Consider the following 25,982-nt stretch of genomic DNA (forward strand, 5'->3'; position numbering starts at 1 on the left):
CCATTAAAAAACAGTTATAGACACATGAAAAACAAAATTTTTATTTATCTGCTTGCCGGAATAATGTGCTTTGCCTGCGTAGAAGGCGATGAGCCCTTGGTGGAAGATCCTAAAGTAGAAGATCCTGTTCAGGAAAAACCTGATGAGCAGGAAGTTGATGAAGAGGAGCCAGAGGAACAAGAAGAGGAAAATGAAGAAGAACAGCCGGAAGAAGAGCAAGAAGAACAGGATGAAGAGAATGCTGAGTTTCCTGACACTGTAGCTGAGCACAATACCTTGATTGCAGCAGGGCAAAGCCCCATTGTGATGGCTTATGTTGATTTGATCCATTCTCCAGCCGTCAATGAGCATTGGTTTATGATATACAGCTCAAATCAAAGAAGTATGGTAGCTTTGAAGGTCAACGGTGAGATTCCCAAAGAATCCGGTAAATACAAAATAAGCGGTGCTATAAGTGCTACTGGGGGGTATGGTATGGTGATAAAATTTATTGATGAGGAGACCAAAGGCTCACGGGAATATGATTCATACACCCGTGATAACAGGGAAGAAGACTATCTTTATGTGAATGTATTGGAGGATAGGATAACCTTTCATTTCAACAATACATTGCTGACCCACTACAATAATAAAAGTGATACCGAACGATTTAGTGCCACGATCTCAGTACCCAAAGACATTGAACCTAGGGCAGGCTGGACTCCTGTTTTAATTCCTTTGGTAGACTAAAGTTCTATCTTTTAAAAACTTGTTCCAAACTCATTCTAAGGATTTCGCCCATATTACGGCACTTGAAAAAATTATCATTCTTGTAGTGCCTAGCCAAGTCGGTTTTAAGACTGTCAATATTTTCAGGTAGAGAAATAATATCCCTTTCCATGCTTTCGAGGATGTCTTCAATTTCCATGGGGGAGCTTTTGAGTCTTGTTGCAATCAGCGCTCTTTCCTCACGTTGATATTGCAACATGGATTCAGGAGTGATATGCTTGACTCCCAGCTGTATCAGTGCATTGTTTTGTTTGAAGTATTGGGGGAGGTATATAGACTTCTTTCCCTCGTAGGATTGTTGGTCAAAGTCAATTGCCCTGATCCTGTAATGGGTTTCTTCAAAATCAGGAGTTACATCGATTACAAAATTGGAGGAATGCATATCTCCCAAGAGCCTTACGAAACAGCGCTCATTGAATTTGACAAATTCTTTGGCGAGTCTGATGGGATTGAGCAATGGATCATTGATCTGTTGTCGCATAAATTGCTCTCCTGGTATCCCCGCAATATGCTCTTCTATCAGGGTATTTTCATGAACCAAATAGCTTATCCTGTTCGGTGAAAGCAAATGTTCTAATTCCAGACCATAAACCCTTGATGCATCTGCATTTTTTACATAAAAATAATCGAAGTTATCATTGATTCTGTTGACAATACGAACTCTAAAAGGTTGGGTATTTCCATAGATACAAAGGTCAATCCTGTCTACATATAGGTGCTCCATCACAGACATATCACCTTCAGCTTTTAGCAATGCATAAATGTTTTTTACATTGTAATGGATTTCCTCGCGATCAGTTTCGGAATAAAAAACAGTCTCCCATAACGTATCATTGCCTTTGTAATCGTAAAGTGGAATCGAACTGTTGTAGCGCAAAAGGTCATTGTAATGAATGGGGAAACCCACCTCTCTTCCATATTTCTGGAGATACCTTCTCAACTCCAGACTGATGGGATAAATGACCTTTTTTTTGCTGATTAACGCCATGATATCAAGAAGAAGCCATTTCTTTTTCTTTTTTAGTCAAATACCTGTCAAAAATAAATGGTCCAAATGGCAGCACTGAAGCGATCAAAGCGAATAAGGTCTTGGTAAAGTCCCATCCTACTTTTTTGGCTGTCGGAAAGACTATGTAAATATATATAACAAACAAAACCCCATGAGCCCAGCCTACATAAGTGACTGCAAGTGGCATATCAAGCATGTACTTCATGGGCATGGCTACAAATAATAAAAGCAAAAATGAAATTCCCTCTATTATGCTGATGATCTTAAATCTTTTTAACCAAATGGCTTTTTCTGTTTGCTGCGTCATTTTATTTACCTGTAATATTGAAAAGGACCTGAAGAGCAGTCCATAGTGCTCTTTTTAAATTTTTATCTTCAGAAATTGTTTTTAATCCATCGGCAAAAAGATATTCAGTTCCTTCCTCCTGAAGTATACTGTAATCTTTCTTTTTTAAACTGATGATGTCATGGTGAATGTTTCCAAATATGATGACTTTATTGGGGGCCATATTTGAAATGTAGTCTGGAGAAACAAGGTTTAGGCTCATATCACTACAGAGCGCTACATCTTTCAAGGAACAGTTGACAGCGTTCAGAATGTTGAACAGGAGATCATGATGCTCCTTCTCCAATTCCTTTCCTTCAAATACTACAAGAATTCCTTTCTCAAAACCACCCTGATACTCCAGTTCTAATTTTTCTTCTACTTCTTCTTCAGGGATTTGTTCCACAGAACTTTCAGTAAGAACTTGTGAATCTGCTTGTTTGCTCAGAGAATCTCTGTCCTCAGGCATAAGGTAAATTTCCTGGTCCAAGAATAGACTTAAATAATGTAAGTTCTGACTTTCCATGAGCCTAAATTCATTAAAAAATCGTGGCTTTCCAATATAAAGCTAAGCTTAAAAAAAAATCCCGATATCATTGCCCAAGCAATTCTTATCGGGATTCGATTATCATTTCGTTTCTTTCTTATTGTCAAGATCAAATATAGATTTCAACTCGACGGCATCTTTTGGATCCATTCTCTTAGCCAATACCAGCCTCAATTGCCTTCTTCTCAAAGCACCTTCATACAGTTCTACCTCTTCCGGCTTACTAGGAATTACTTCAGGTACTTCAATTGGTCTTCCGTTTTGATCTACCGCTACAAAAGTGAAAAATGCCCTGTGGGTCTGGATCTTTTTGTTGGCAGGAATATCCTCGGCCCATACTTCAATGAATACTTCCATCGATGAATTAAATGCCCTGGTTACTTGTGCTTTAAGTGTTACTACATTGCCAAGTGCTATAGGGTGCTTGAAAGATATACTGTCAGCAGCTGCAGTGACAACAATTCTGTTGGAATGTTTTTGAGCAGCGATAGCTGCTACTATATCCATCCAATGCATCAATTTTCCACCCATTAAATTATTGAGGGTATTGGTGTCATTTGGCAGGACCATTTCGGTCATTACTACTTCAGATTGGCTGACATGCTTTTTCTTGGTCATAAAAACTTTATTTTTTGTAAAAATACAAAATAATTCCTTTTAGTTCTTGTTTTGGGAGAAGTATATCAAAATAAAATTCTGTCATCTCCATCCGTCTGCTCCCAGTAAGGGAACAAAAGCAAAGTTGGCAAATTCTTCTTTAATGATCTTGGTAGTGGTTTTTTTGGTAAGTCTGAGCATTTTTTGGGTTTTCCTGTCTCCTACAGGGATTACCAAAATTCCACCTATTTTCAATTGCTTCAACAGTGAATTTGGAACAATGGGAGCTCCAGCGGTGACGAGAATTTTATCGAAAGGAGCCTGGGAAGGAAGTCCTTGGGATCCATCACCGAAATAAAAATGAAGGTTGATTCCCAATTTTGTAAGGAATTTTCTCGTTCGGTCGTACAGTTTTTTTTGATATTCAATGGTATGTACTTCGGCACCTAAAATGTGTAAAATTGAACCTTGGTATCCGGATCCGGTTCCGATTTCCAATACTTTATCCCCTGGTTTGACCTGCAAAAGTTCAGTTTGGAATGCCACTGTGTAAGGTTGGGATATGGTCTGCCCTTCTCCTATAGGGAAGGCCTTGTCTTCATAAGCATGTGATCCTAAGGCTGTATCAAAAAAAAAGTGCCTGGGCAGGGTATTGATAGCATTCAATACAGCTTCATCTTTTATTCCCTTTTTGCTCAGCGTCTTTACTAATTCTTTGCGCTGTCCTTTGTGGCGATAGCTGTCGTCTAATTTCAACATGCGGGTTTATGGCTTTAGAAACTTTTGATTGGATTGCTAAGTTAAGGGATAAATTGGCTTATTTTGAGCCTAAATGCAGTGCCTAAAGATTAAGGGCTGAAATATTGGATTTTAGGATAAAAAAAATGTTTACCGGAATAGTTGAAACTGTTGGTACAGTAGTAAATACCACCATAGAGGGAAGTAATGTCCATTTCGACATAAAGTCTTCGATCACGGGAGAATTGAAAATTGATCAATCGGTATCTCATAATGGCGTTTGCCTGACAGTAGTAGCCATAGATGCTGATATTTACAGAGTGACTGCTATCGATGAAACGCTGAGAAAAACAAACCTGAAGGCATGGGAATCAGGAAAAAAAGTTAATCTAGAGCGATGTATGCCTGCAAATGGGAGGTTTGACGGTCATATAGTTCAAGGCCACGTAGATCAAACAGGTAGGGTCGAAAGCATTGTCAATCAGGACGGTTCTTGGCTTTTTAATTTTTCTTACGATAGATCTTTTGGCAATGTGACAGTAGAAAAAGGTTCCATTACCATTAATGGGACAAGCTTGACCTGTTTCAACTCAAAGAACGGGAGTTTTACTGTGGCTATCATTCCTTATACCTACGAACATACCAATTTCCACGAACTGAAGGTGGGCGATGAAGTAAATCTTGAGTTTGATATTGTAGGAAAATATATTCAGAGGATTATCAGGGGCTACGAAAATTAAGTTGTTCCTATTCTTTGAAAATTTGATATCATTTTTAAAGAATTAATTTCCAACTTTAGATAATTTATTTCAAATTTGTGTCATTATGAAGGCATAATCAATTTTTCGGTATTTCTAAGCTGGTCTGCACCCTATGGATGCAACCTATTTAGTTGCATTTCAATCCTTCATATTATGACATTCCGATCCTTTATATTTCATTTTAAGAAAGCTGTCAAAGGCCTCGAGGAGGACTTTACACAAATCAGTATCAAAAAGGCTGTGTTTTACCTTTCTATTCCTATGATTTTAGAAATGGTAATGGAGTCTCTATTTGCAGTGGTAGATATCTTTTTCGTAGGCAAACTGGGAGTTTTTGCTGTAGCTACTGTTGGATTGACTGAGTCTGTACTGACAATCATTTATTCCATAGCTATTGGCCTAAGCATGGCTGCAACTGCTATTGTTGCCCGAAGAATAGGAGAGAAGAAACCCAAGGAGGCATCTAAAGCTGCATTTCAGGCCATTATGGTTTGTTCTTTGTTTGCAATTGCTGTGGCTGTTATAGGTGTTTGGCAAGCGCGGAATATGTTGGCTTTGATGGGAGGAGAAACAGAAGTAATCAACTCAGGCTACCGCTACACACAAATTATTTTTGGAGGGAATGTCTGTGTCATGTTGCTTTTCCTGATTAATGGAATATTCCGTGGAGCAGGAAATGCAGCGATTGCGATGAAAGCGTTATGGATAGCCAATGGATTCAATATTGTATTAGACCCAATATTGATTTTTGGCTTGGGGCCTGTTCCTGCCATGGGATTGGAAGGTGCTGCTTGGGCAACTACTACAGGTAGAGGAATCGGAGTTTTGTTTCAGCTTTATGTTCTTTTTAAGGGTTCCTCTGTGATCAAATTTTATTGGGAAAGCTTTCAGCTAAAATGGAAAACTGTATTGACAATTCTCAAAGTAGCATCTGGGGGGATGGGACAGTTTTTGATAGAGTCAGCTTCCTGGATTTTTCTGATGCGAATTGTTTCTGAATCAGGTTCTTCGGCTTTGGCGGGTTATACCATAGCTATCAGGTTGATTATATTTGCCATTTTGCCTGCATTCGGACTTGCGAATGCCTCTGCTACACTGGTCGGGCAAAATCTTGGTGCTTTGGAACCGGCACGTGCTGAAAAGTCTGCCTGGTTTAGTGCACACCTGACCGCAATTTTTCTAGGTGTATGTGCTATTGTATTTATAGCGGGGGCGGGCTTTTTTATCGGGATTTTCAATCAAGAGTCAGATGTGATTGAAGTCGGTAGAAATGGTTTGATCATCATTTGTCTCGGATATGTGTTTTTTGGATATGGGATGGTTATGAGCCAGTCTCTCAATGGAGCTGGAGATACAAAAACACCTACAATCATTAATCTTGCTGTGCTGTGGGGTTTCCAGATTCCATTTGCTTACCTGATGGCCAAATATTTAGGCATGGGTGCTACGGGTGTATTCATTGCCATAGCTGTCAGTCACTCTTTGCATGCAGTGGTAAGTACTTGGGTATTCAATAGGGGAAGTTGGAAATTGGTACAGGTCTGAAGTTTGGAAATGATCTGAAATAATTGCCATTGATCACTTTTTTTGGAATTAGCCTTAGGAAGGCTTTATATTTCGCTGATGGTTTTAGATGATGTAATAGATAATCTCAGACAGTATGTATCCCTCAGTCAAGAGGAGATCAAATATTTTTTCGAATCCGTTACTGTATGCAGATTTAGAAAAAACAAAGTCCTTGTCGAAAGGGGGCAGTTAAACAGTCCGTTTATTTTTATCAGAAAGGGGTGTCTAATGACTTTTTTTACCGATGAAAAGGATTTCAAACATGTCATCCAATTTGGAATGGACAAATGGTGGACTGGTGACCTAAACAGTTTTATGAATGGGGAACCATCCATTTATACCATCAAAGCAATGGCTGATACAGAGGTGCTGATGCTGGAAAAAAAATCCTTTGAGCAATTGTGCCAAAGACACCATGCTTTTGAAGGTTATTTTAGAGTGTTATTTCAAAATTCCTTGGTCAGTCATCAGAAAAGAATCATCAGAAATATTTCATTTACAGCAGAGGAAAAATACCTGACTTTTGCCAAAAATCATCCGAAATTAGAACTGCTTATTCCTCAGAAGTATATAGCGTCATATTTGGGTATTACTCCGGAATTTTTGAGTATGCTCAGAAGAAAACTTGCTAAAAGGAAGTGATTTCTTAAGCTAGTTTAATAAATCAGTGTAAAAGCTGTATTTAGCAGAATGAAGTTAAACCTAGCTATGTAATTTGGGTTTGAAAATTAAACTTAACAATAATCAAAACCCAAAAAACCATGAATAATCCTGCTGATTACATTACAGGGCTACATCATTTGACTGTGAGTGTAGGTTCTGCCCAAGAAGATATTGACTTTGTGACCCAAGTATTGGGCATGCGCATGATCAAGCAAACGGTACTGTTTGACGGAGCAGCCAGTATTTATCACTTGTATTATGCCAATGCAGACGCTGAAGTAGGCTCTGTATGGACTACTTTTCCATTCAAAAAAGCCGGTGTCTATGGCAGAAAAGGCTCTGGACAAATCGAAACATCTTCCTTCTCTGTACCCACCGCTTCACTTGAGTTTTGGGTAAAGCATCTCAACAAACACAATGTCCCTCACTCTGGTATCATCGAAAGATTCGGAGATAAAATGATCACTTTCGAAGACAGATCCGGTATTGGTATGGCTGTGGTAGGTTGTGATAATGATAACAGAAATGCTTGGGAAACTGAGGAGATTTCCAAAGTAAATGGCATTAGGGGGCTATTTGGTGCGACCATCCGCTCAAGAGATATCATAGAAATGGATTTTTACCTAACCAAAGTACTCAAATTCAGCAAAGTAGGGCAGGATGGGGACTTCCATAGGTACCACATCAAAGATGGAGGCGCTCAGAAAACCATAGAACTACACCATGTGCCTAATATGGAGCAAGGTTCTTGGACTTTTGCTGTTGGAATTCCACATCACATTGCTTTTGCTACTGCCAAAGATGAGCACAACCTTGAGCTGAAAGCTTATATTGAGGGATTTGGCTACACAGATGTGACTGAGCTTAAGGACAGAAACTATTTCCACTCAATTTACAATAGGACTCCTTCCGGAGCTTTGTTTGAGTTTGCTACTTCGGATATTGGGTTTGCCATAGATGAAGAAGAGAATTTACTTGGACACCAATTGCTACTACCTCCTGTTTTTGAACACAGAAGAGAGGAGATTGTGAAGCCATTGGAAGAGATTGTGCTTCCTAAGTATTTGAGGGTTTAATTATTTCCTAGATATTCGTAGAAAGCACTTCCACAAGAAGTGTTTTCTATTTTGAAATTTACCTAAACATCACCGCTATATGAACCCCTTTAGCTATAAAACACATGCAGTGACAGTGGTCTTTGGAAAAAGAACCTTAGTCGCCATCAAGGAAAGTCTTCCCAAAGACAAAAAAGTGAGGATGGGTGTGATCGCCAGTAATAGAAATGCTGAATTGGTTGATGAAATAGGCAAACTCGAGCATGTCGAGGAGGTTTTTCACTTTGAAAAAGTTATCCAGCATGTTCCCAGAACTTTGGTAGACGAAGCAAAAACTTTTTTTACAAATAAAAAACCTGATATCCTTTTTTGTCTTGGTGGTGGGTCAGCAATTGGATTAGGAAAGGCTTTGGCACTGGAAATAGATACCGAACTATGGGCTGCACCTAGCACATACTCAGGTTCAGAAATGACAAATATCTACGGAATCAGTAATGATGGAGTCAAGACAGTAAAAAGAGATGACCGTGTGCATCCCAGGTTGGTTATTTTTGACCCTTTCCTTTCTTTGAACTTGCCATTGGAATTAGCAATTCCATCCGCTTTCAATGCAATGGCACACTTGGTAGAGGCAGTTTATGCTTCTGAAGGAAATCCAATTACACAGGTTTTGGCTCAGTCAGGACTTAACTCTTTTATGACTGCTTTTGAAGATTTATTACAAAAGGGTGTATTGACAAGCGAAATCAATGAAGCCCTTTTATTTGGTGCTTACCTTGGTGGGAAAGTTTTATGTGAAGTCAATATGGGCTTACATCATAAGACAGCCCATGTTCTTGGAGGAAATTTTGGTCTGGAACATTCACACATACACACTTTGCTCTTGCCTTTTGTATTGGAGTATCAGTGGAGTTTTCTCCAAAAAGAGGAAAGAGATATTTTCGAAGGGGTTTTTGGAGAGAAGCCTTATTATGAAATCAGGAAATTACAGGAAAATCTCAATGTAGGCTACTCCCTGAAAAAGCTAGGTTTTGAAGAAAAGAATATAAACAAAGCTGTGGATTATTTAATGGAAATGAGCTATGCCAATCCAGCACCTTTGGATAAGAAAAGATTGATAATGATGCTTGAGAAAATGATGTAAAAACAACGAGCTTGAAATTCCTTCAAGCTCGTTGAAATTTTATGTTAACTTGTCCAGTCAGCCCAGCCTCCTGAATAGTTGACTATATTATCAAAACCATTGGCTACCAAAAGGGAGTAAGCGATAGCCGCTCTTGCCCCACTTTGACAATGGATAATCACTTCTTTCTCTTTGGAGATTTTATCCAGATTTTGATTCAGCTTGCCTACAAACAAGTTCTCTGCCCCATCAATGTGACCATTTTTAAATTCTGACTTTCCTCTGACGTCGATCAGTTGAACGTCCTCATTTGCTAGTTTGGCTTTTACTGTTTCTTTGTCCACCGGAGAATATGTCTGTAAATTCTCTCCTTCAAAATGGATTAATTGAGCAGGGGTAAGATATCCTATGAAGTTATCTAAACCTATTCGTATCAATTTTCTGGTCAGGTCCTCCACCTCGTTTTCCTCTGCAATTAAAATGAAGTCAGATTCATAATCCATATACCATCCCATCCAAGTAGAAAAGGAATTGTTATTAGTGATATTGAGTGTTCCTTTCAAAAACCCATCAGCATATTGCTTCCAAGGTCTGGTATCTATGATAGCAAGTCCATTTTCTTTGGCTTTAAGAAACTCACTCTCAGATAAGTTAGGAATAGAAGGGACTTCCGTAAGGAGATTTCTCTCCACCTTATTCAGTTTCTTCATCATGGCGAAATATTTGGGCGGTTCTGGCTGGTCAGCAAGAAGCTCTTTGCTGAATGCTGCCTTATCATTCAACATTTGTAAGGCCCAATTTCTGATTTTTTCATAACCCACTGTAGTCATTGGAACAGCTCCGAGGGCCTTGCCACATGCCGAACCGGCACCATGTCCTGGCCATACCTGAATGAATTCCGGCATTTTGTTAAAATCCTGAAGGGAATCAAACATCTGGCCGGCCCCCAATTCCTGTGTTCCCTTGATTCCTGCTGCTTGTTCCAATAAGTCCGGTCTTCCAACATCTCCTACGAAAACAAAATCACCCGTAAACAGCATTACAGGCTCCTTACTTGCAGGTTTATCTGTCAACAGAAAACTTAAATGTTCTGGGGTATGTCCCGGGGTATGCAGAGCTTCGAATGTGATATTCCCCAATTTGATAATATCACCATGTTTCAATTTTTTGTGAGGGAATTCGTACTTCCAATTTTCATCTCCCTCATCTGATAGATACAATTCGGCTCCTGTTAGGGCGGCCAATTCTCTTGAGCCGCTGAGAAAATCAGCATGAATATGAGTTTCAAGAATATGAGTGATTTTTAGGTTGTTTGCTTCTGCAACTTTGAGATAGGTGTCCACATCTCTTTTGGGGTCGATGACTGCTGCGATTCCTCCTGCCTGACATCCGATTACATAACTGGCTTGAGCCAGACTTTTATCATATACTAATTCGAAAAACATAGTTATTTCTTTTTAATTATTTTAATTCAATTGATTTGAAAAGCATTCATTTTACTTTACAAAAACAAAATTAAGCTTTAGTCATTTGTCTTTTTGTGATAATCATTACTTAGATCCAATTTTTGCATTTTAAAAATTGCCTAATTGAAAATCCTTTACTTCAATTTTTCAGGCCGCTTTTCAAATAAATCCAATTCTTTTGAAGGGCTTTGAATTTCATTTTCAGAATAATTTCGATCTTTAAACCAGTAATAGTACCTTAAATTTTTATAGAATTAAGCCACAGATTTTCAATTTAAATAATCAAGACCAATGAAAAAAATCACTTTGGCCTGCGTACAGGCTACTCCAGTCCTTATGGATAAGGAGAAAACTTTACAAAAAGTCTTGACTTGGATAGAAAAGGCAGCTGAAAAAAATGTAGATGTACTTTTATTTCCAGAAAGCTTTATCCCGGCCTATCCTGCGGGTATGGATTTTGGAACTGTAGTAGGTAGCAGAACTGAAGAGGGGAGAAGGCAGTTCCAACAGTATTGGGAAAACAGTGTGGAAGTACCGGGAAATGAAACGGCCATACTTGCTGAAGCAGCCGGGAAATATGAAATGTTTTTGGCCATAGGGGTGACAGAAAGAGACCTTACTACAAAAACCCTCTATTGTACACTACTGTATTTTAGTCCTCAAGGTGAATTTTTAGGAAAACATAGGAAATTAAAACCTACAGCTGCCGAACGTATCATATGGGGTGAGGGAGATGGAAGTACATTGGTGAGTTTTGACTCGATATTTGGGAATGTAGGTGGATTGATCTGTTGGGAGAATTATATGCCCTTGGCCAGGATGTCAATGTATGAGCGAGGGGTAGAAATCTATTTAGCTCCAACAGCAGACTCAAGAGATACTTGGCAATCCACAATGGTCCACCTAGCTTTAGAAGGAAGGTGCTTTGTGATAGGGTGCAATCAATTTTTCACAAAGTCTGATTTTCCTGAAAATCTTAAAGATAAATTGGCCAATGACAGGCCGGAAGTGCTCAGTAGAGGAGGCTCAGTCATTGTTTCTCCCTTGGGGAAAGTATTGGCAGGGCCATTGTTTGACCAAGAGGGTTTGTTGACAGCAGAAGTGGATTTGGCGGAGTTGATACAGGCTAGGATGGATTTTGATCCTGCTGGTCATTACAACAGACCTGATGTTTTTGATTTTAGAGTCAATAAGAGCTGAGCCTTAGTAGATTACTTAATTTTCATTTCCAGAAGTGCGTAGCTCATTGATTTTCCATGAGCATCTTGTGCTAAAGAAGTAGTAACTCCTGTTCCAAGGGAATCAAAACAAGTGAATTGGAGCGCATTAATTTCGGGTAGGACATATCTGACTACTTCACCCTTTATTTGTACACCCAAATGTTTTTTTACTTTTTCAGCAGTTATTTCATTGACCAAATATTGGAAATCTTCTTCCTCAAATGGAATCAAAGAAAGTATGAGTATATTTCCCTTATCACCGGCTCTTGAATGTGCAATATTTGCGAGTTTTCTCATATTTCAAAAATTTTAATTTCAGGCTTTATCTTGTTTCTATCCATAAGTATAGAAACGACTCCTATAATCTCAGATGTGTTTTTTCTTGCACCTCCGCCTCCAGCAGGTCCATTGGTGTATAAGGCCTCAACTTCCTCTCCGATCAGGTTAGCGAGTTCCTTATTTTTGGTTTTCCCGGCTACTCTAAGCCGTACTTCATATGGGTTTGATTTTGAGGATAAAACCTCACCGTGCATAGCACTCAATCCTATATAATCAATTCTGAATTCAGAGTAAAGATGGCCGATTCTCTTTTGAATAATCTCACCGGCAAGTTTGGCTCTTTCTAGAGCATGAGCACCTGCATAGGAGATTTCTCCCTCCCCCAACCAACCGGCTTCGTAGCCAACACTGACTTTTAACTCCTCTGGTTTGGTTTTTCCACTTCCGCCAAGTACAAGAATTTGATCTTTCTCAAGCTCCTCAAAAGAAACGGAGCTAAAATCGGCTACTACATCAGGAGTTATGTAATGCTGAGGATCTATCACCTCATAAAGTAGCTGTTCTTTGGCTGTCCTGACTGTAACCTGTCCGCCCGTGCCCTTCACTTTGCTGATAAATCCTTCTCCTTTCCTGCTCAATTCCACAAAAGGATGTCCCAAATTTTCCATGTTAGGGATGGGTTTGGAAATAGGGTCTGCAAAATAGCCTCCAGTGATTTGTCCTGCACATTCCAGTAAATGTCCCAAAACAGTTCCTTTTCCAAGCAAATTATAATCCATAGGACTCCAGTCAAACTCATGAACCATCGGAGCCAAAAACAAAGATGGGTCAGCTACGCGACCTGTTAGGATTATTTGGGCATTGGATTCCAGTGCCGGTAAAATCGATTCGATTCCCAGATAAGCATTGGCTGATATTATATTGCCATAGGAAGGAAGTAACTCTCCACTTTCCATTGACCTGTGATCAGGTTGGATTTTGTCCAGGACATCATCTCCCAAGACCACAGCGACTTTGACATCCAACTGTAGCTTTTTTGCGATTTCTATAATTTTACGGGCTCCTGCCTCTGGATTAGCGGCCCCCATATTGCTGATGAGTTTGGTGTTGGATGTAATCAACAAGGGCAATAAATCCTCTATTCTTCTTTCCAACAAAGGGTCATACCCTTTGCTTGGATCCCCCTTTTTTCGTTTTTGAGCTAGCGCTATTGTTCTTTCAGCCAAACATTCCAGAACCAGATAGTCAAGTTTACCATTTTCCAAAAGAATTCTTGAGGGTTCAAATCTATCTCCTGAAAATCCCGCTCCGCAGCCTATTCTGATTTTTTCTCTTGCCATGTCATATAGTAATAATACCCATCAATATTGCAGTAGCCAGAATTATCAAACTGACTAAGAAAGCCCAAGGTATGGTCTTCAACTGATGCTCTGCCAAGTCCACACCTGCCAATCCAATCAATAGATAAGTGGATCCAGTCAAAGGGCTCACAGCAAAGCCTGTGGTCATTTGCCCCATTATAGCTGCCTGACCTACTTCCAAACCTGATGCCCCGAAGGACTCCGCAGTATTTGCTAGAAGTGGAAGAATACCGAAGTAAAAGGAGTCTGGGTCAAACAAAAGGCTTGCTGGCATCCCAACAATTCCAGTTAGAAGAGGAATCTGTTTTCCTACCTGATTTGGAACAAAATTTTGAACAGCCTCAGCCATTGCGGCCATCATGCCGCTTCCTTGAAGAATACCTGTAAAGCAGCCTGCTGCAAATAGGATAGAGGCCATTAACATCGCTTCTTTTGCGTGTGCATCTATCCTAGTTTTTTGATCGCTGAGTTTAGGGTAATTGATGGTCAGTGCTATGGCAAATGCTATCATAAAAATCACATAGGGAGCAGCCAAACCAGAAATCAATGTACCAATAGCTAGCAGAATCAAAAGGATATTTACCCAAAACAGTTTTGGACGCTCTATCTGCTCCATGACCTCATCTGTTTTTGATTTTTCTTGTTCAAAGGCTGTTGCATTGGATAAATTTGCCTTTTCTTTTCTTCCAAAATAAATGGATATGGTAAGCACTGTAACCAGTCCAACCAAAACAGGAATCAGGATCGGGTTAAACAAATCGGTCACTTGAAGCTGAAGTGCACTAGCAGCTCGGATGGTGGGCCCTCCCCAGGGTAGGATATTCATGGTGCCTGCAGCAAGGGCGACTATACTTGCTAATGTAAGTCTGGACATTCCCATCTTGTCGTAGATAGGAACCATGGCAGGAATGACAACAAGAAAAGTCACTGCTCCGGAACCATCTAAGTGGATCAACATGGCCAGCAATGCAGTAGCAATACAGATTTTGACGGGATCTTTGCCTGCAAAATTCAAAAGTCCGGAAATGATAGGCTTGAATGTGCCGGCATCCATCAAGATTCCAAAAAACAGAATAGCAAAAACAAACATAATGCCCGTAGGGGCTATGTGGATTAGTCCAGTACCGATGATATGGGGGAGTTCTGAGAAAGATCCCGCAAGAATTCCAGTAAACACTGGTACTAAGATCAGTGCTACTACAGGAGATACTTTTTTGGAAATCACCAATACAAGCAGTAGAATTATAGTCAGTAAGCCCAAAAGTGCAAGCATACCAAAGGGTTGTTTTAGGTTCGAGTTTAAGCTTGATTTAGCTTGATTTTATATTTTTTGAAAGAAATAGGGAAATGAGTCACTAGGCCTATTATCTCATATATGAGACAATAGGATTCAAACATAGCAAAGAATACGGTTTAATTGGAATGAAAATCAAAATTTCCTCGAAAAAAAAAGGACATACCTTTTTGGGGTTTGTCCTTAAATTCCTTTGGAATTGTAATAGCATTTAGAATTTCAGGCTTAAATTCACGATGGGCTGGCTTGGATTTATGTTGATTCCTTGTGTAGCTGAAAACATGGGCATGCGCTGATTGACAAAGTAATTTTCCGGTTTGATATCCAAAGAAAAATCCAAACCGGTTTTGGAATTAAGCTCTTGCCCAAACGTTTTCCTCTGATTCTCTTTTTTGAAATTTTGGAAAAGTATCTGTTGGGTAATCAAAGCCAATGCGGAGGGTACTCCGATGACCGCAACACCTGATTCTGCTTCAACAATGGCCATCAAGCCTAAACCCAATAAAGCAGCTCCAGCTGTAGAATAACCGATAGTACTACCTTGTTTTTTGGTCAAATACACGCCTTTTGCTGACTTATGCCCGAATGCAGTTCCCAAAACTGAACCAGCAGCGGGAATCAGGATGATTGCGGAGCTTTCACTGTTGTTTAAGGATTCTGCCGCAATGGCAAAACCCAACCCAGTACCAATCAAACTCAAAACAGTGGTGTTTTCTGCATCTCCTATGGTGTAAGGGTATTTTTTGGATTGTTGATTGCCCAAAGCAAGCCCCAATACTCCACCTGCCAAAATCCCAGCACCATAAGCATTGATATTTTCTACCTGAAAAGCACCAAGAGAAGACGCGCCTACCCAAGAACCCAGTATGCCATAATGCCTGAGTGTTTCAATATGGCCTTCCGAATAATTTTCTCTTTTTTGCTTTTGGAATGCCCATTCTCCTAAGGCAATACTTCCGACAGCACCCATTCCTGCAAACACCTGGCCGCCAGAATCAGAGTTTCCTGAAAGCAGTAGTCCTAAAGATCCACCATAAATCCAACCAAGAAGTCTTCCTGAGTTATTTGCTCTCAGTACAGGTCTTGTGATGTCCTCAAATTTCTTGGGATTGAATACAGGACCTAAAGCCCATAATCCTCCCATGACCAAAGGGACACCTGCTGCACCTACATTATCTATTTCGAAAACAGAAACAGCAGCTAAGCCATAGGAAAAGCCATAGGCTATACTAACAAACCTATCTCTGCCCCTCCATTCAAATTCACCTGTATTTCTGTCGCTGGACTTTATGTTGCTAAGTTCCCTGTCCCATTCATCTTTCATTTGGTAGTACCTTTCTTTTTCTGAATCAGACATTCGCTCAAAATACCTATTTAGATAAACCTCATAGTCATTAAGATATTCCAATTCTTCTGCGGTAAGTGGTTCTCCAAAGCTTTGCTTATTGATAATCTCCCTGTATGTAGGCTTGTTGCTTTCTTCCCAATACCCTCTGGCATTGTAAAGACTTTGCGCATCGGCATGAAAATGCTGTATAAAAATTAAGGAGCAAACCAGGACTAGTAAATTGATTTTTTTGTTCATAACGCTATGTCTTTTAATGGAAAAATTCTCAGAGAGTAAGGTGAAACTCCTTGATTCAACGGCTTTTTTAATTAATGGTTCTTCCAGTTCAAAAGTATGGAAATCTTTGCTTTAAAAAGTTGCTACACATGGAATTAATTTCCTGTCGAAAAACAAGTCGTTTGGCACGGAAGCAGAAAAAAAAACTGCCATTTAGGCATGCAAAACAACTTGAGATTCGGTAGAATCAATTCTAAAAATTTCAGTTTCCCAATTTTTAAACAGCCAACCTGTCATTTTCACTTTCATCCAGTTGTTTATATTTCCAAATGGCTAAGGCTGATATCACAATCAGGATCAAAACCAGCCAGTAAACCCAAATCGGTAAGGGTACAGGATCACCTTTGGCGTATGAATGCAGGCCTGATAGATAATAATTCACACCGAAAGAAGTCATGATGATTGCCCCAAATGCCCACAAACTGGCTAGATTGTAAATCATTCCATTTTTGAAGGAAGGGATCAACCTAAGGTGAAGAACCATGGCATAAACAATTACCGAAATCAATGCCCAAGTTTCTTTTGGGTCCCAAGCCCAGTATCTACCCCAGCTTTCATTGGCCCAGACCCCACCCAAAAAGGTTCCTATGGTCAATAAAAATAAACCTATGGTAATAGACATCTCATTGACCATCTGTAATTCTCTTAGGCTATTCCACCATGATTTTTTTGGACTTTTTGGTTTAAATATGACCAAAAGTAGACTCAAAAGCGCAATGACAGCGGCCAATGCTAATGGTGCATATCCGCTGACAATGACAGCCACATGAATTTTTAGCCAATAGGAATGTAAGACAGGCATCAAGTTGGTGATCTCAGGATTCAGCCAATCCAAAAAGCCTACAAACAATAGCGTTCCTGAGAAAATCAGCCCTAATGGAATGGTAAACTTGGATTTATTCCCGAACGCCAATCCTATCAGCAATACCCCCCAGGCGACAAAAACAAGCATTTCGAATCCATCGCTCCAAGGCGGATGTTTCGCGATATACCAACGCAAGGCCAAATGAAATGTAAATGTGGCAAAACCTATCCAAGCTAAGATTATTCCTGCTTTCCATGCAGCATCCAATATTTTGGGTCTTTTAAAAAGCATGTAGATGGCCAGAATGAGCATGATGAATCCCAAAAGCCAGAATGGACCAAACAACTTTGTACCCAGATTCAGCCTATTGTATAAAAGTTCAGCTTTGACTTCTGTATCAGTGGGATAAACTTCAGAACCTGCCTTTTCTTGATACAAAGCAATGTAGTTCAATGTTTCTTCTGCACCTGACCAATCTCCCGTCTCCAGAGATTCTTGGATAGAGGATAAGTATAAGGGCGTGATGTTTTTAACAAATATTCCATCGTCTTCTTCAAAACCCTGCATATACTGCTGACCGGTATACCAGGTATTGTTCCTATCAAGCCGATTTGGGAAGAGCCTTAGAAAATCACCGGTAAGCAAGCCGTAAAATATATTGAAGCGCTCATCTGTTTTGAGGAGTTCATTGTGGCCTTCGTTTCTTTCAGATGGCTTGAGTTTATTGGCATGCTCCACCAAATCCTGAATCAGGTATTTACCCTCCTCATCTAAAAAGTCTCGAAAGGCTAATTTTTCAGTAGGTTCTACTTCCAAATTCTGGAATAATTCAAGCGACTTTGCTTTATCTACCTTGATCATGGGCAGCTCGCTGAAACTTGATGGGTTCATCTGAACGGCCAGAAGGAATTGTTCAGGACTGAGGCGGATTTCTCTTTGGTCCGCTGGAAGGGATACATAACTTTTGCCTGTCAGTTTTCTGACAATTTCATTGGCCAGTGTATTCAATGGCTTCATCCTACCATCAAGGTCCTGCACGATCAGCTTTCCATAATTCTCAGCATGTTCAATAGGAACCACCGTCTCTTGGCTTTGATCAATCTGCTTATGAGGTCTATTCATGCCCCAAATGACCAACAACAGTAGAACAAAAGCAGATGCATAGCTGATTTTTTCAGTACTTGCTTTAAGTGAATTGGAAACTACTTTTTCTCTTTGGATTTTATTCAGTTTGAAATTCAATATCCTGAACCGGCTACCTTTTGTAAAGAGTGTAAGTAGCATGCCAATTGTCAACAGGGTATACCCCAAATAGGTAATGTACGTTCCTGGCCGGTCTTGATTCACAGCGAGGACTGTACCACGCTCGTCATTGTCATAAGATGATTGGTAAAACCTAAAGCCTTTGTGATCCAGTACATTATTCATGAATATTCTGTAGGGAAATTCATTTCCGGCTTCCATGACCATCACTTCACTGGCGTAGGATGAAGGGCTTTGGCTTCCTGGGTATCTTTCCAGTTCAAAAGCATTGAGATAAAGCGTAAAAGGAATCGCAATTGGTTTGGGACCAAAAGTCATAGAATAATTCTTTCCCTCATATTGAAAAGAAGTCCAGGCAGGACGAAAGCTGACCATTTTGACATAAGCTTCCGAAATGGTTTGCTTGTTCTGATCCATGATGCGGTATTTGATCACATCCGGTAGGTTTTTGGCTTGGTTTTCGTCCGGTTCAGCAACATAAGCAAGACTGACATTTTCCTGAATATCTCTGACCAAAAAGGCCCCTTCGCCCCACTGATAAAGTGTCATCAACTGAAGCGTTTTTACATCACCGGCACTAAGGCTGCTCATTTGCTGAGTTTGCATGGACATGACCTGGAGGTCTTCGTCTGAACCGATCACCCAATTATCACCTTCTTTGTAGATTCTGATAGGATGGTCCGGGTCGTTAAGCGTTGTGAGGCTGAGACTCCCCAAGCGGATATATTTTCCCTGTTCTATGAGAAAATCCTCTCTTCCACCCCCCATAGCGACAGCGATGCTGAGAAATGTTTCTTTTCCAGGTAAAAAATCTTCCTTGGCACCTTTGATATAATCTTCAAATTCAACCAAAAATCTTTTCCCGTCAATCTTAGCCTGAATAGTCTTAGGACTGAAATTTTTCGGTAAAAGCTGAAGTGCTTTTTCGTATTGGGCTGAATGCTCACTTCCAGTCTGTTTGAGTTGGAAATAATGAGCAGTGGTAAAAAAGGTGTTCTCCTCATTTCCTTGACGGATATGCATTATACCCTCTTCACTGAGGTATCGGGTGACTCCAGCACCAATGATGATCATGACAAAAGCTATGTGAAAAAGCCCTATTGGCCATCTGTTCTTGTGGAATAATTTATATTGGCCAATGTGCGCAATAAAATTTACTGCCATCCATACCATGATTACTTCAAACCACCAAGCCTCGTATACCAAGCCTCTTGCTACTGCAGTTCCATGATCATTTTCAATAAAAGTAGCCACCCCCATAGCCGTGGCAAAGGCCAGCAATAAGGCTAGGGTGATTTTGGTTGAGAAAAGGTGTTTTAAAATATTCATAATCAAAGGAGTATTCCGATAAATTTATTTTTCATAGTTGGTCTGAAAATCAACATCATATAAGCCCAGTTTTGAGTGTTTTTGGGGTTTCCGACGCCCTGGATGGCCTGGAAAACATCGGTTGCAAAAAACTGACTGTAACCTCCCTGTATGGAAAATGCATCATTGACTATCCAGCCTAAGCTCAAGTCCAATTCTGAACCAAAATATCGGCCTTCAGGTGGGGGAGGGGAGAAATCATTTCTTAAGAAAAATAATTCTACATCTGAGTAAAACAAATGGTAATCAGCCTGTAGGAAGAAATTCTTGTTGAAAGCATAGCGTGACTTGACAAAATAATCCTGCAACCCGACGGTGTTTTCATGAGTTCCTCCCACATAAAAGAGGTCCATGTACCCGTTGAATAGATGATTTGTACCATATAGAGGACTATATGCCTCATTTTCCAAAGTCCCTGAATTATCTCCGCTGATATGCTCCAAACCGGCAGACAGCGTCCAAATTCGCCCTTCTTCTTTGTTGATTGGGAATGTATGATTATAGGCCACACTGAAATTGTAAGCATTGATACTTCTTCCGGAGAGACCTTCTCCAAATTGGTGATAATAAAATGTGGAGATTTGGGAATTGCCGGAATTGTAACGCAAAGTGGGGACGCCTAGGGTGCTTCTGTATCTAACTCCCTTGTCAATGATTGCTCCTGTTTGTTGATCTGTAGTCTGCCATTCCCTTCCATCATTCCAAAATAGCGCTGAAAAGGAAATTTTACCCCATTTATTTTCATAGCGGGCCATTTGGGCTATTTTATATTGATTGGGTGTAAAGAATGGCTGATCAGTCAGAGCGAGTGTAGTTTGATTAAAGCCTCCACCAAAATGAAATTTCATGTTCTCTTTTTCATGTTGGAAAAGGAGAAAGTCATGAGCTCTGGCTTGAAGGGCCCAATCAAGGTTGCCCAGAAACCTGAAATTGTCGTAATTCAGTTCCTGTCTCCCGACTTTCACCTTCCAGGTATCTGAGAAGTTGGCAGTAGCCCATGCTTCGTGTACGGAAAGAAAGTTATCTGTGGCTTTGATTTGGGGAGTGCTTCCCCAAACCCTGATATCCTGAACAGACATGTAGAAACTGATGTGCTCTGTATCATACCTGGCTTGGATCCTGGCCCTATGTGCCAAAAAAGCAAAAGGATCTTCAGAACGGTCAATCATCCTGCTGAATCCATTTCTGTATTCTGTGCGCATGATGTATTGTCCGTCAATACTGAATTGGGCGTATGCATCCATGAGGGGCATCCCCACAAGGAACATCCCGATCAAAAGTTTCAGCTTTTTCATGATCTTAAGGATTATCTGCTGCTGACCGTTTTTACTTCTTTCTTAGCTTCCCTGGCTTTACCTTCCTTGAGCCATTGTGGAACTACCTGCTCAAGAAATGTTTCTTTGGCTGCTTTTTCTTTTGGGATGTCTAATCCAATGTAGGCCTGCAATTTGTCTTTGTCATTGAAATCCGGCATTTCAACAGGCTTATTATGTCCCAAGTCTGCTAACACCCTCGTTAATTTGATTCTGGTATCTTGGATTATTCCTGTTGCTGAGGTAATGATCCTGCTGGACTCTAAAGGTGCATGGAATGCTCCCCCATGTGATGCCACTACAAAGTCCCATCTCCATTGGGCGTGCCTGATACCTTCCAGAATTTCTTTCATTTGGGCATCAGATGCACCAAGCTCCCAGGCCTTTCCGGCTTCTATGTGGGCCATGGCAATCATTTTTTGAAGTTTGGAAGATCCTTCTTTTACTTTGCGCTGTCTTTCATAAACATCAGTCAGAAGGTCTTCTTGTTTTTCCCTATGACATACAAAACATGAGTTTTCAACATTGCTTAAAGGAGATCCTATATGATGGTCTGTGAACTTTTGACCACCTTCATTTTTATAAGGCATATGGCAATCGGCACATGAAACACCTCTTTTGGCATGGACGCTCATTTCATACAATTCATAATCAGGGTGCTGGGCTTTCAACATTTTGGTTTTGCTGATAGGATGGGTCCAGTCAGCAAAATCAATGTCATCGAAATAGTTTTCAATTGCTTCCACGCTCATACCATCTTTCCAGGGAAAAGTAAGGTAGGCTGCATCTTCTTTACCTAGCTTGGTTTTGTCAAAATAATACTCCACATGACACTGGGCGCAGACCAATGACCTCATTTGTTGATGTGAAGCCTGGTTGATGTCCTTGCCCATAGCTTCAAAAGCTTCGACCAATGCAGGTCGCGTAATGGTAAGGTTCATGGTTTTTGGGTTGTGGCAATCTGCACAGCCTATTGGATTGATCACTTCGGTAGCAAGGTGGGAAAGTTTGTGACTGTAATATTCAGTGACTCCCATTTCACTCATCAGTCTGGGTACATCTGTACTTTTACAAGTCCAACAAGTGGAAGGCTGAGGACCGTCTCCTGGTTCGGTCGGAGACCCAATTCTAAGTGTATTGTGTACATCTGTCACTGCCCATGCATGTCCACGGGGGTGATTGTAATCTTTACTAAAAGCATAACCTGCCCAAAGGATGACCAACTCTGGCTGATCTTCCAGGACATCTTTAAAGCCACTTGTATTGTACATACTTTGGAAAGTAGTATCCTTTGTTTTCATATAGGACTGGTATTGACGGGGGTAATTCAGCCCCCAGACAGAATCTCTGGGCTCAATACCTTCTAATATTACCTTTGGCTGGTATGCAAACCTTGCTTCAGTCTTTCTGTCCATGATGGTATAGGCCAACATGGCCAATAGAAAAACAATGACTGCTGTCAATCCGAAAAGAATCCAATTTTTCATGTTGCTGTGGTTTTATAGAAGATGTGTTATTTTTTTGATTGCATTGACTCTTTGAGCCACTTAGGAATGATTTCCAGGTCAGGTGGCGCATGTGCCCGTATCGGTTCTATTTGATGGCCAACGGATGCCAGTGACCGGATTTTGCCATGTGGAACTTCCCTATGGCATTCCCAGCAAATTCTGTCTGTACGATGAGGATGATGGTTTTCCACTACATCCAATAGTTTGGCATCGGTGACCTGATTTTCATGGCAACGGATACAATTATTCTGAATCACATTGATGGATGGCTCCAAAGCTCGGATAACCTGGGGCTCAGCCCTCAAGGTAAAGATGGTAGAGTGGTACAACCCATCCTTGGCTTTGAAAAAGTATTTGTTGGCGATGTTATCATGAGGGACGTGACAATCATTGCAATGAGCTACCTCCCTATGTGAACTTCTGGTCCAAGTAATGTATTGTGGGGTCATGATGTGGCAGTTGACACATGCCTGAGGATCATCCGATATGTAGGAGGTGGCATTGCTCAAACGTACCATATAAATACCCAGCCCAAATATGGCTCCGATTAAAACTGTGGCTGCTGGGCGCCACTTCTTCGGAGGAATAAGACTGAGTTTAAAAAGCTTTTTCTTCAAGTTGTGGGTTTGGCTCATATCATTTTCAATCCTTAAACGAAACAATACTATAGTTTAAAAATAACACAAACTATGACCAATGTCATGTAAAATGTATTATTTTTTAGAATAGATGAATTATTTCTTTTTACAGAGGTAAATAGATTGACTATTTGTCTTTATTGTATAATTCCGAAATTTTATAAGGATAAAGTTTTTATAGTATTTTGGAGAATATCTTAGAAATATACAAAAATTAATAATGAGAGGCTTAGTTCGGATGATTGAAGACGTTTAGCCAATTTTATTGCCGACCATCCAATTTAGCATAGTTATTTCTCCCAAATCTTCTTTGATTTTAGCATGGATAGAAGAACTGCAATAAAATCTTTGGCAATAACCGTTTGGGGAATGATGGTGTTGCCTGGCTGTGGTCCGGAGGAAGATCAGGAAGTTGGTCATTTGTATAAAAATCTTGCATTGGACAATTCCCAAAAGCAAACTTTAAAAAGTCTGGTAGATACCTTATTACCTGAAACTGATACCAAAGGTGGTTTGGAACTTGGTGTCGACAGGTTTTTGGATAAGTTACTGGCCAATTGTTACGATGTAGAAACACAGGAGTCTTTCATCAAAGGACTGGACAGTTTAGAACACAGCGCCAAATCATCTTTTGAGCTGTCATTTTTTGAAGCCGATAGAAATAGCCGTGAGAAAGTTCTACTTAAAATGAATGATGAAGAAAAAATTGAAGAGAAGGCCTTTTTTGATCTCTCCAAAGAGCTTGCAGTATTAGCTTACACCAGTTCGGAATATTTTCTGACCAATTTCACCAATTACGAAATGATCCCTGGAGGATATGACGGCTGTGTACCTGTACCCGAAGAACCTTTTAAAATATAAACCATGCCTCATCTCAATATAAAAGCAAAAGAAGAAATGACTTATGATGCCATAGTGATTGGCTCTGGTATCAGTGGGGGCTGGGCTGCCAAGGAGCTCTGCGAAAATGGCCTAAAGACCCTTGTGCTGGAAAGAGGCCGGGACGTTAAGCACATCAAAGATTATCCGACAGCAAGTAAACATCCGTGGGAGTTTGAGTTTGGAGGGAAGTTGCCTTTGGAAAAACAACAGGAGTTTGGTAGGAGAGGAGCTAGGGTTCATGAGTCCACAGCTCACTTTTGGATGAAAGAAGGGGAACAGGAGACTGTTCAGGAAAAACCCTTTCAATGGACAAGAGGCTACCAAGTAGGAGGTAAGTCTCTGCTTTGGGCGAGACAGACCCAACGATGGTCCGATTTGGATTTTGAAGGTCCCGCAAGAGACGGTTATGCAGTCGATTGGCCGGTGCGTTATAAGGATATGGCACCCTGGTACAGTCATGTAGAAAAGTTTTCCGGAATTGCTGGCAATAAGGATGGCTTAGCTCAACTGCCGGATGGGGAATTCCTTAAACCATTTGATTTAAGCTGTGTGGAAAGGCATTTCCAGAAGGTAATTGCACAAAATTACGAAAACAGGCACCTCATCCATGGAAGATGCGCTCATGTTACTGAGCCACAGGATATCCATACTCAACAAGGAAGAGCAAAGTGTCAGCATAGAAATCTTTGCAACAGAGGTTGTCCTTTTGGAGGGTATTTTTCGGCCAATGCATCTACCTTGCCCTGGGCTGAAAGAACAGGCAACATGACACTCAGACCACATTCAGTAGTTCATTCTATTATTTATGATGAAGCAAAAGGTAAAGCTACGGGGGTGAGAATCATAGATGCCAATGACATGCAGTTTTACGAATATTATGCAGATGTAATTTTTGTCAATGCTTCAGCATTGAACTCAAACCTAATTCTCCTCAATTCTATATCAGACCGATTTCCAAACGGTTTAGGAAATGACAATGGCCTTTTGGGAAAATATATTTCCTGGCACAATTACAGGGGGCAGATTTCGGGCAGGAGTGAGGATTTTCAGGATACCATGAGTACCGGAAAAAACCCTTCTCACTCCTATATTCCAAGGTTCAGAAATCTCTACAAACAAGAAACTGATTTTCTCAGAGGCTATGCAGTTGGTTTTGGTTCATCCTCCAGGGCAGTGCAATTTTCAAGAGAGGGTGTTGGTGCGGAGTTGAAGGCAAATCTCTTTGACAGAAAGCTTGGGCCTTGGTGGGTATCAGGCTGGATGCAGGGAGAGGTGATTCCAATAGAGCAAAATCATGTACGCTTACATGAAAGCCTCAAAGACAAATATGGCATTCCACAGCTGGTTCTTTCCTGTGATTGGACGGAGAATGATGATAAAATGGTAGCAGATTACATGGAACAGATGACTGAAATGTTTGAGAAAGCCGGATTTACCCAAATCAATGCCCGGGATTCCGGTGCAGCTCCTGGATCAGATATCCATGAAATGGGAGGGGTAAGAATGGGCCATGACCCCAAAACCTCTTTACTGAACAAATGGAATCAATTGCATCATTGTAAAAATGTATTTGTAACTGATGGGGCATGCATGACTTCCACTGCTACCCAAAACCCATCTTTGACCTATATGGCCTTCACAGCCCGGGCAGCCAATTATGCTGTGGAAGAATTGAAAAAAGGCAATCTTTGATCCATTGTAGTGGCAAAGAATCAAAGGTGCTTGTAATGAGGGCTTTTATTGGCTATCTTTTTAGATTGCTTGATTGATCTATATTTATCAAATAAATGGTTAAGATATAATCTATCA

The 25,982-nt window shown here is 40.4% G+C and carries 23 protein-coding genes; 9 read left to right on the forward strand and 14 right to left on the reverse strand.

Going from position 1 to position 25,982, the window contains the following annotated elements:
* Window positions 1-24: 24 nt before the first annotated feature.
* Window positions 25-729: a hypothetical protein gene (locus A33Q_RS22225; RefSeq protein ID WP_160169355.1), complete on the forward strand. Its 705-nt coding sequence runs from the start codon at window positions 25-27 to the stop codon at window positions 727-729.
* Between the two features lie 4 nt (window positions 730-733).
* Here the strand turns inward: A33Q_RS22225 and A33Q_RS16340 are convergent, their stop codons facing one another.
* The 5 genes from A33Q_RS16340 to A33Q_RS16360 all read right to left on the reverse strand — a co-directional run bounded on the left by A33Q_RS16340 (window position 734) and on the right by A33Q_RS16360 (window position 4,005).
* Window positions 734-1,756 (reverse strand): hypothetical protein, encoded by a 1,023-nt coding sequence (locus A33Q_RS16340; RefSeq protein ID WP_009033749.1) that lies wholly within the window; start codon window positions 1,754-1,756, stop codon window positions 734-736.
* 4 nt (window positions 1,757-1,760) lie between these two features.
* Window positions 1,761-2,084, reverse strand: coding sequence for a DUF3817 domain-containing protein (locus tag A33Q_RS16345; RefSeq protein WP_009033748.1), 324 nt, complete (start codon window positions 2,082-2,084; stop codon window positions 1,761-1,763).
* A gap of 1 nt (window position 2,085) precedes the next feature.
* The gene (locus A33Q_RS16350; RefSeq protein WP_009033747.1) at window positions 2,086-2,628 is read right to left on the reverse strand and encodes a hypothetical protein; all 543 of its coding nucleotides are present in this window, start codon (window positions 2,626-2,628) and stop codon (window positions 2,086-2,088) included.
* 102 nt (window positions 2,629-2,730) lie between these two features.
* A complete protein-coding gene (locus tag A33Q_RS16355) occupies window positions 2,731-3,267 on the reverse strand; it encodes an acyl-CoA thioesterase (RefSeq protein WP_009033746.1) in 537 nt (178 codons plus the stop codon).
* A gap of 81 nt (window positions 3,268-3,348) precedes the next feature.
* On the reverse strand, window positions 3,349-4,005 hold the full coding sequence (locus tag A33Q_RS16360; protein WP_009033745.1) for a protein-L-isoaspartate(D-aspartate) O-methyltransferase: 657 nt from the start codon (window positions 4,003-4,005) through the stop codon (window positions 3,349-3,351).
* Between the two features lie 125 nt (window positions 4,006-4,130).
* Here A33Q_RS16360 and A33Q_RS16365 point away from each other — a divergent pair, with 125 nt between their 5' ends.
* From A33Q_RS16365 to A33Q_RS16385, 5 genes are all read left to right on the forward strand, one after another.
* Window positions 4,131-4,724 carry a riboflavin synthase gene (locus tag A33Q_RS16365; RefSeq protein WP_009033744.1) on the forward strand — a complete coding sequence of 198 codons (594 nt, stop codon included), beginning with the start codon at window positions 4,131-4,133 and terminating at the stop codon, window positions 4,722-4,724.
* 174 nt (window positions 4,725-4,898) lie between these two features.
* Window positions 4,899-6,290 (forward strand): MATE family efflux transporter, encoded by a 1,392-nt coding sequence (locus tag A33Q_RS16370; protein ID WP_009033743.1) that lies wholly within the window; start codon window positions 4,899-4,901, stop codon window positions 6,288-6,290.
* A 42-nt stretch (window positions 6,291-6,332) separates the two neighbouring features.
* Window positions 6,333-6,953, forward strand: coding sequence for a Crp/Fnr family transcriptional regulator (locus A33Q_RS16375; protein ID WP_009033742.1), 621 nt, complete (start codon window positions 6,333-6,335; stop codon window positions 6,951-6,953).
* Between the two features lie 119 nt (window positions 6,954-7,072).
* The gene (locus A33Q_RS16380; RefSeq protein ID WP_009033741.1) at window positions 7,073-8,050 is read left to right on the forward strand and encodes a VOC family protein; all 978 of its coding nucleotides are present in this window, start codon (window positions 7,073-7,075) and stop codon (window positions 8,048-8,050) included.
* A 79-nt stretch (window positions 8,051-8,129) separates the two neighbouring features.
* Window positions 8,130-9,173 (forward strand): maleylacetate reductase, encoded by a 1,044-nt coding sequence (locus tag A33Q_RS16385; protein ID WP_009033740.1) that lies wholly within the window; start codon window positions 8,130-8,132, stop codon window positions 9,171-9,173.
* A 44-nt stretch (window positions 9,174-9,217) separates the two neighbouring features.
* On the opposite strand, the gene A33Q_RS16390 is transcribed toward A33Q_RS16385, so the two are convergent.
* Window positions 9,218-10,597, reverse strand: a complete 1,380-nt coding sequence (locus A33Q_RS16390) for an MBL fold metallo-hydrolase (protein ID WP_009033739.1) — start codon at window positions 10,595-10,597, stop codon at window positions 9,218-9,220.
* A 312-nt stretch (window positions 10,598-10,909) separates the two neighbouring features.
* On the opposite strand from A33Q_RS16390, the gene A33Q_RS16395 reads away from it, so the two are divergent.
* Window positions 10,910-11,818 (forward strand): carbon-nitrogen hydrolase family protein, encoded by a 909-nt coding sequence (locus tag A33Q_RS16395; RefSeq protein ID WP_009033738.1) that lies wholly within the window; start codon window positions 10,910-10,912, stop codon window positions 11,816-11,818.
* An 11-nt stretch (window positions 11,819-11,829) separates the two neighbouring features.
* Here the strand turns inward: A33Q_RS16395 and A33Q_RS16400 are convergent, their stop codons facing one another.
* From A33Q_RS16400 to nrfH, 8 genes are all read right to left on the reverse strand, one after another.
* Window positions 11,830-12,135, reverse strand: coding sequence for an AtuA-related protein (locus tag A33Q_RS16400; protein ID WP_009033737.1), 306 nt, complete (start codon window positions 12,133-12,135; stop codon window positions 11,830-11,832).
* Window positions 12,132-13,457, reverse strand: coding sequence for an acyclic terpene utilization AtuA family protein (locus A33Q_RS16405; RefSeq protein WP_009033736.1), 1,326 nt, complete (start codon window positions 13,455-13,457; stop codon window positions 12,132-12,134). Before A33Q_RS16405 ends, A33Q_RS16400 begins: the two co-directional genes overlap by 4 nt.
* Window position 13,458: 1 nt before the next feature.
* Window positions 13,459-14,751 (reverse strand): CitMHS family transporter, encoded by a 1,293-nt coding sequence (locus A33Q_RS16410; RefSeq protein ID WP_009033735.1) that lies wholly within the window; start codon window positions 14,749-14,751, stop codon window positions 13,459-13,461.
* 232 nt (window positions 14,752-14,983) lie between these two features.
* Window positions 14,984-16,357 (reverse strand): hypothetical protein, encoded by a 1,374-nt coding sequence (locus A33Q_RS16415; RefSeq protein WP_009033734.1) that lies wholly within the window; start codon window positions 16,355-16,357, stop codon window positions 14,984-14,986.
* Window positions 16,358-16,613: 256 nt separating this feature from the next.
* Window positions 16,614-19,793 carry a cytochrome c biogenesis protein gene (gene ccsA / locus A33Q_RS16420; RefSeq protein WP_009033733.1) on the reverse strand — a complete coding sequence of 1,060 codons (3,180 nt, stop codon included), beginning with the start codon at window positions 19,791-19,793 and terminating at the stop codon, window positions 16,614-16,616.
* 2 nt (window positions 19,794-19,795) lie between these two features.
* Window positions 19,796-21,127: an alginate export family protein gene (locus A33Q_RS16425; protein ID WP_009033732.1), complete on the reverse strand. Its 1,332-nt coding sequence runs from the start codon at window positions 21,125-21,127 to the stop codon at window positions 19,796-19,798.
* A gap of 11 nt (window positions 21,128-21,138) precedes the next feature.
* Window positions 21,139-22,632: an ammonia-forming cytochrome c nitrite reductase gene (gene nrfA, locus A33Q_RS16430; RefSeq protein ID WP_009033731.1), complete on the reverse strand. Its 1,494-nt coding sequence runs from the start codon at window positions 22,630-22,632 to the stop codon at window positions 21,139-21,141.
* Between the two features lie 26 nt (window positions 22,633-22,658).
* The gene (gene nrfH, locus A33Q_RS16435) at window positions 22,659-23,270 is read right to left on the reverse strand and encodes a cytochrome c nitrite reductase small subunit (RefSeq protein WP_316929419.1); all 612 of its coding nucleotides are present in this window, start codon (window positions 23,268-23,270) and stop codon (window positions 22,659-22,661) included.
* 342 nt (window positions 23,271-23,612) lie between these two features.
* Here nrfH and A33Q_RS16440 point away from each other — a divergent pair, with 342 nt between their 5' ends.
* Both A33Q_RS16440 and A33Q_RS16445 read left to right on the forward strand, forming a co-directional pair.
* Complete coding sequence (locus A33Q_RS16440) at window positions 23,613-24,152, forward strand: gluconate 2-dehydrogenase subunit 3 family protein (protein WP_009033729.1); 540 nt, start codon at window positions 23,613-23,615, stop codon at window positions 24,150-24,152.
* A 3-nt stretch (window positions 24,153-24,155) separates the two neighbouring features.
* Window positions 24,156-25,865 carry a GMC oxidoreductase gene (locus A33Q_RS16445; protein ID WP_009033728.1) on the forward strand — a complete coding sequence of 570 codons (1,710 nt, stop codon included), beginning with the start codon at window positions 24,156-24,158 and terminating at the stop codon, window positions 25,863-25,865.
* Window positions 25,866-25,982: the final 117 nt, after the last annotated feature.

This window comes from Indibacter alkaliphilus LW1 (genome assembly GCF_000295935.2).
GTDB classification, from domain to species: Bacteria; Bacteroidota; Bacteroidia; order Cytophagales; family Cyclobacteriaceae; genus Indibacter; species Indibacter alkaliphilus.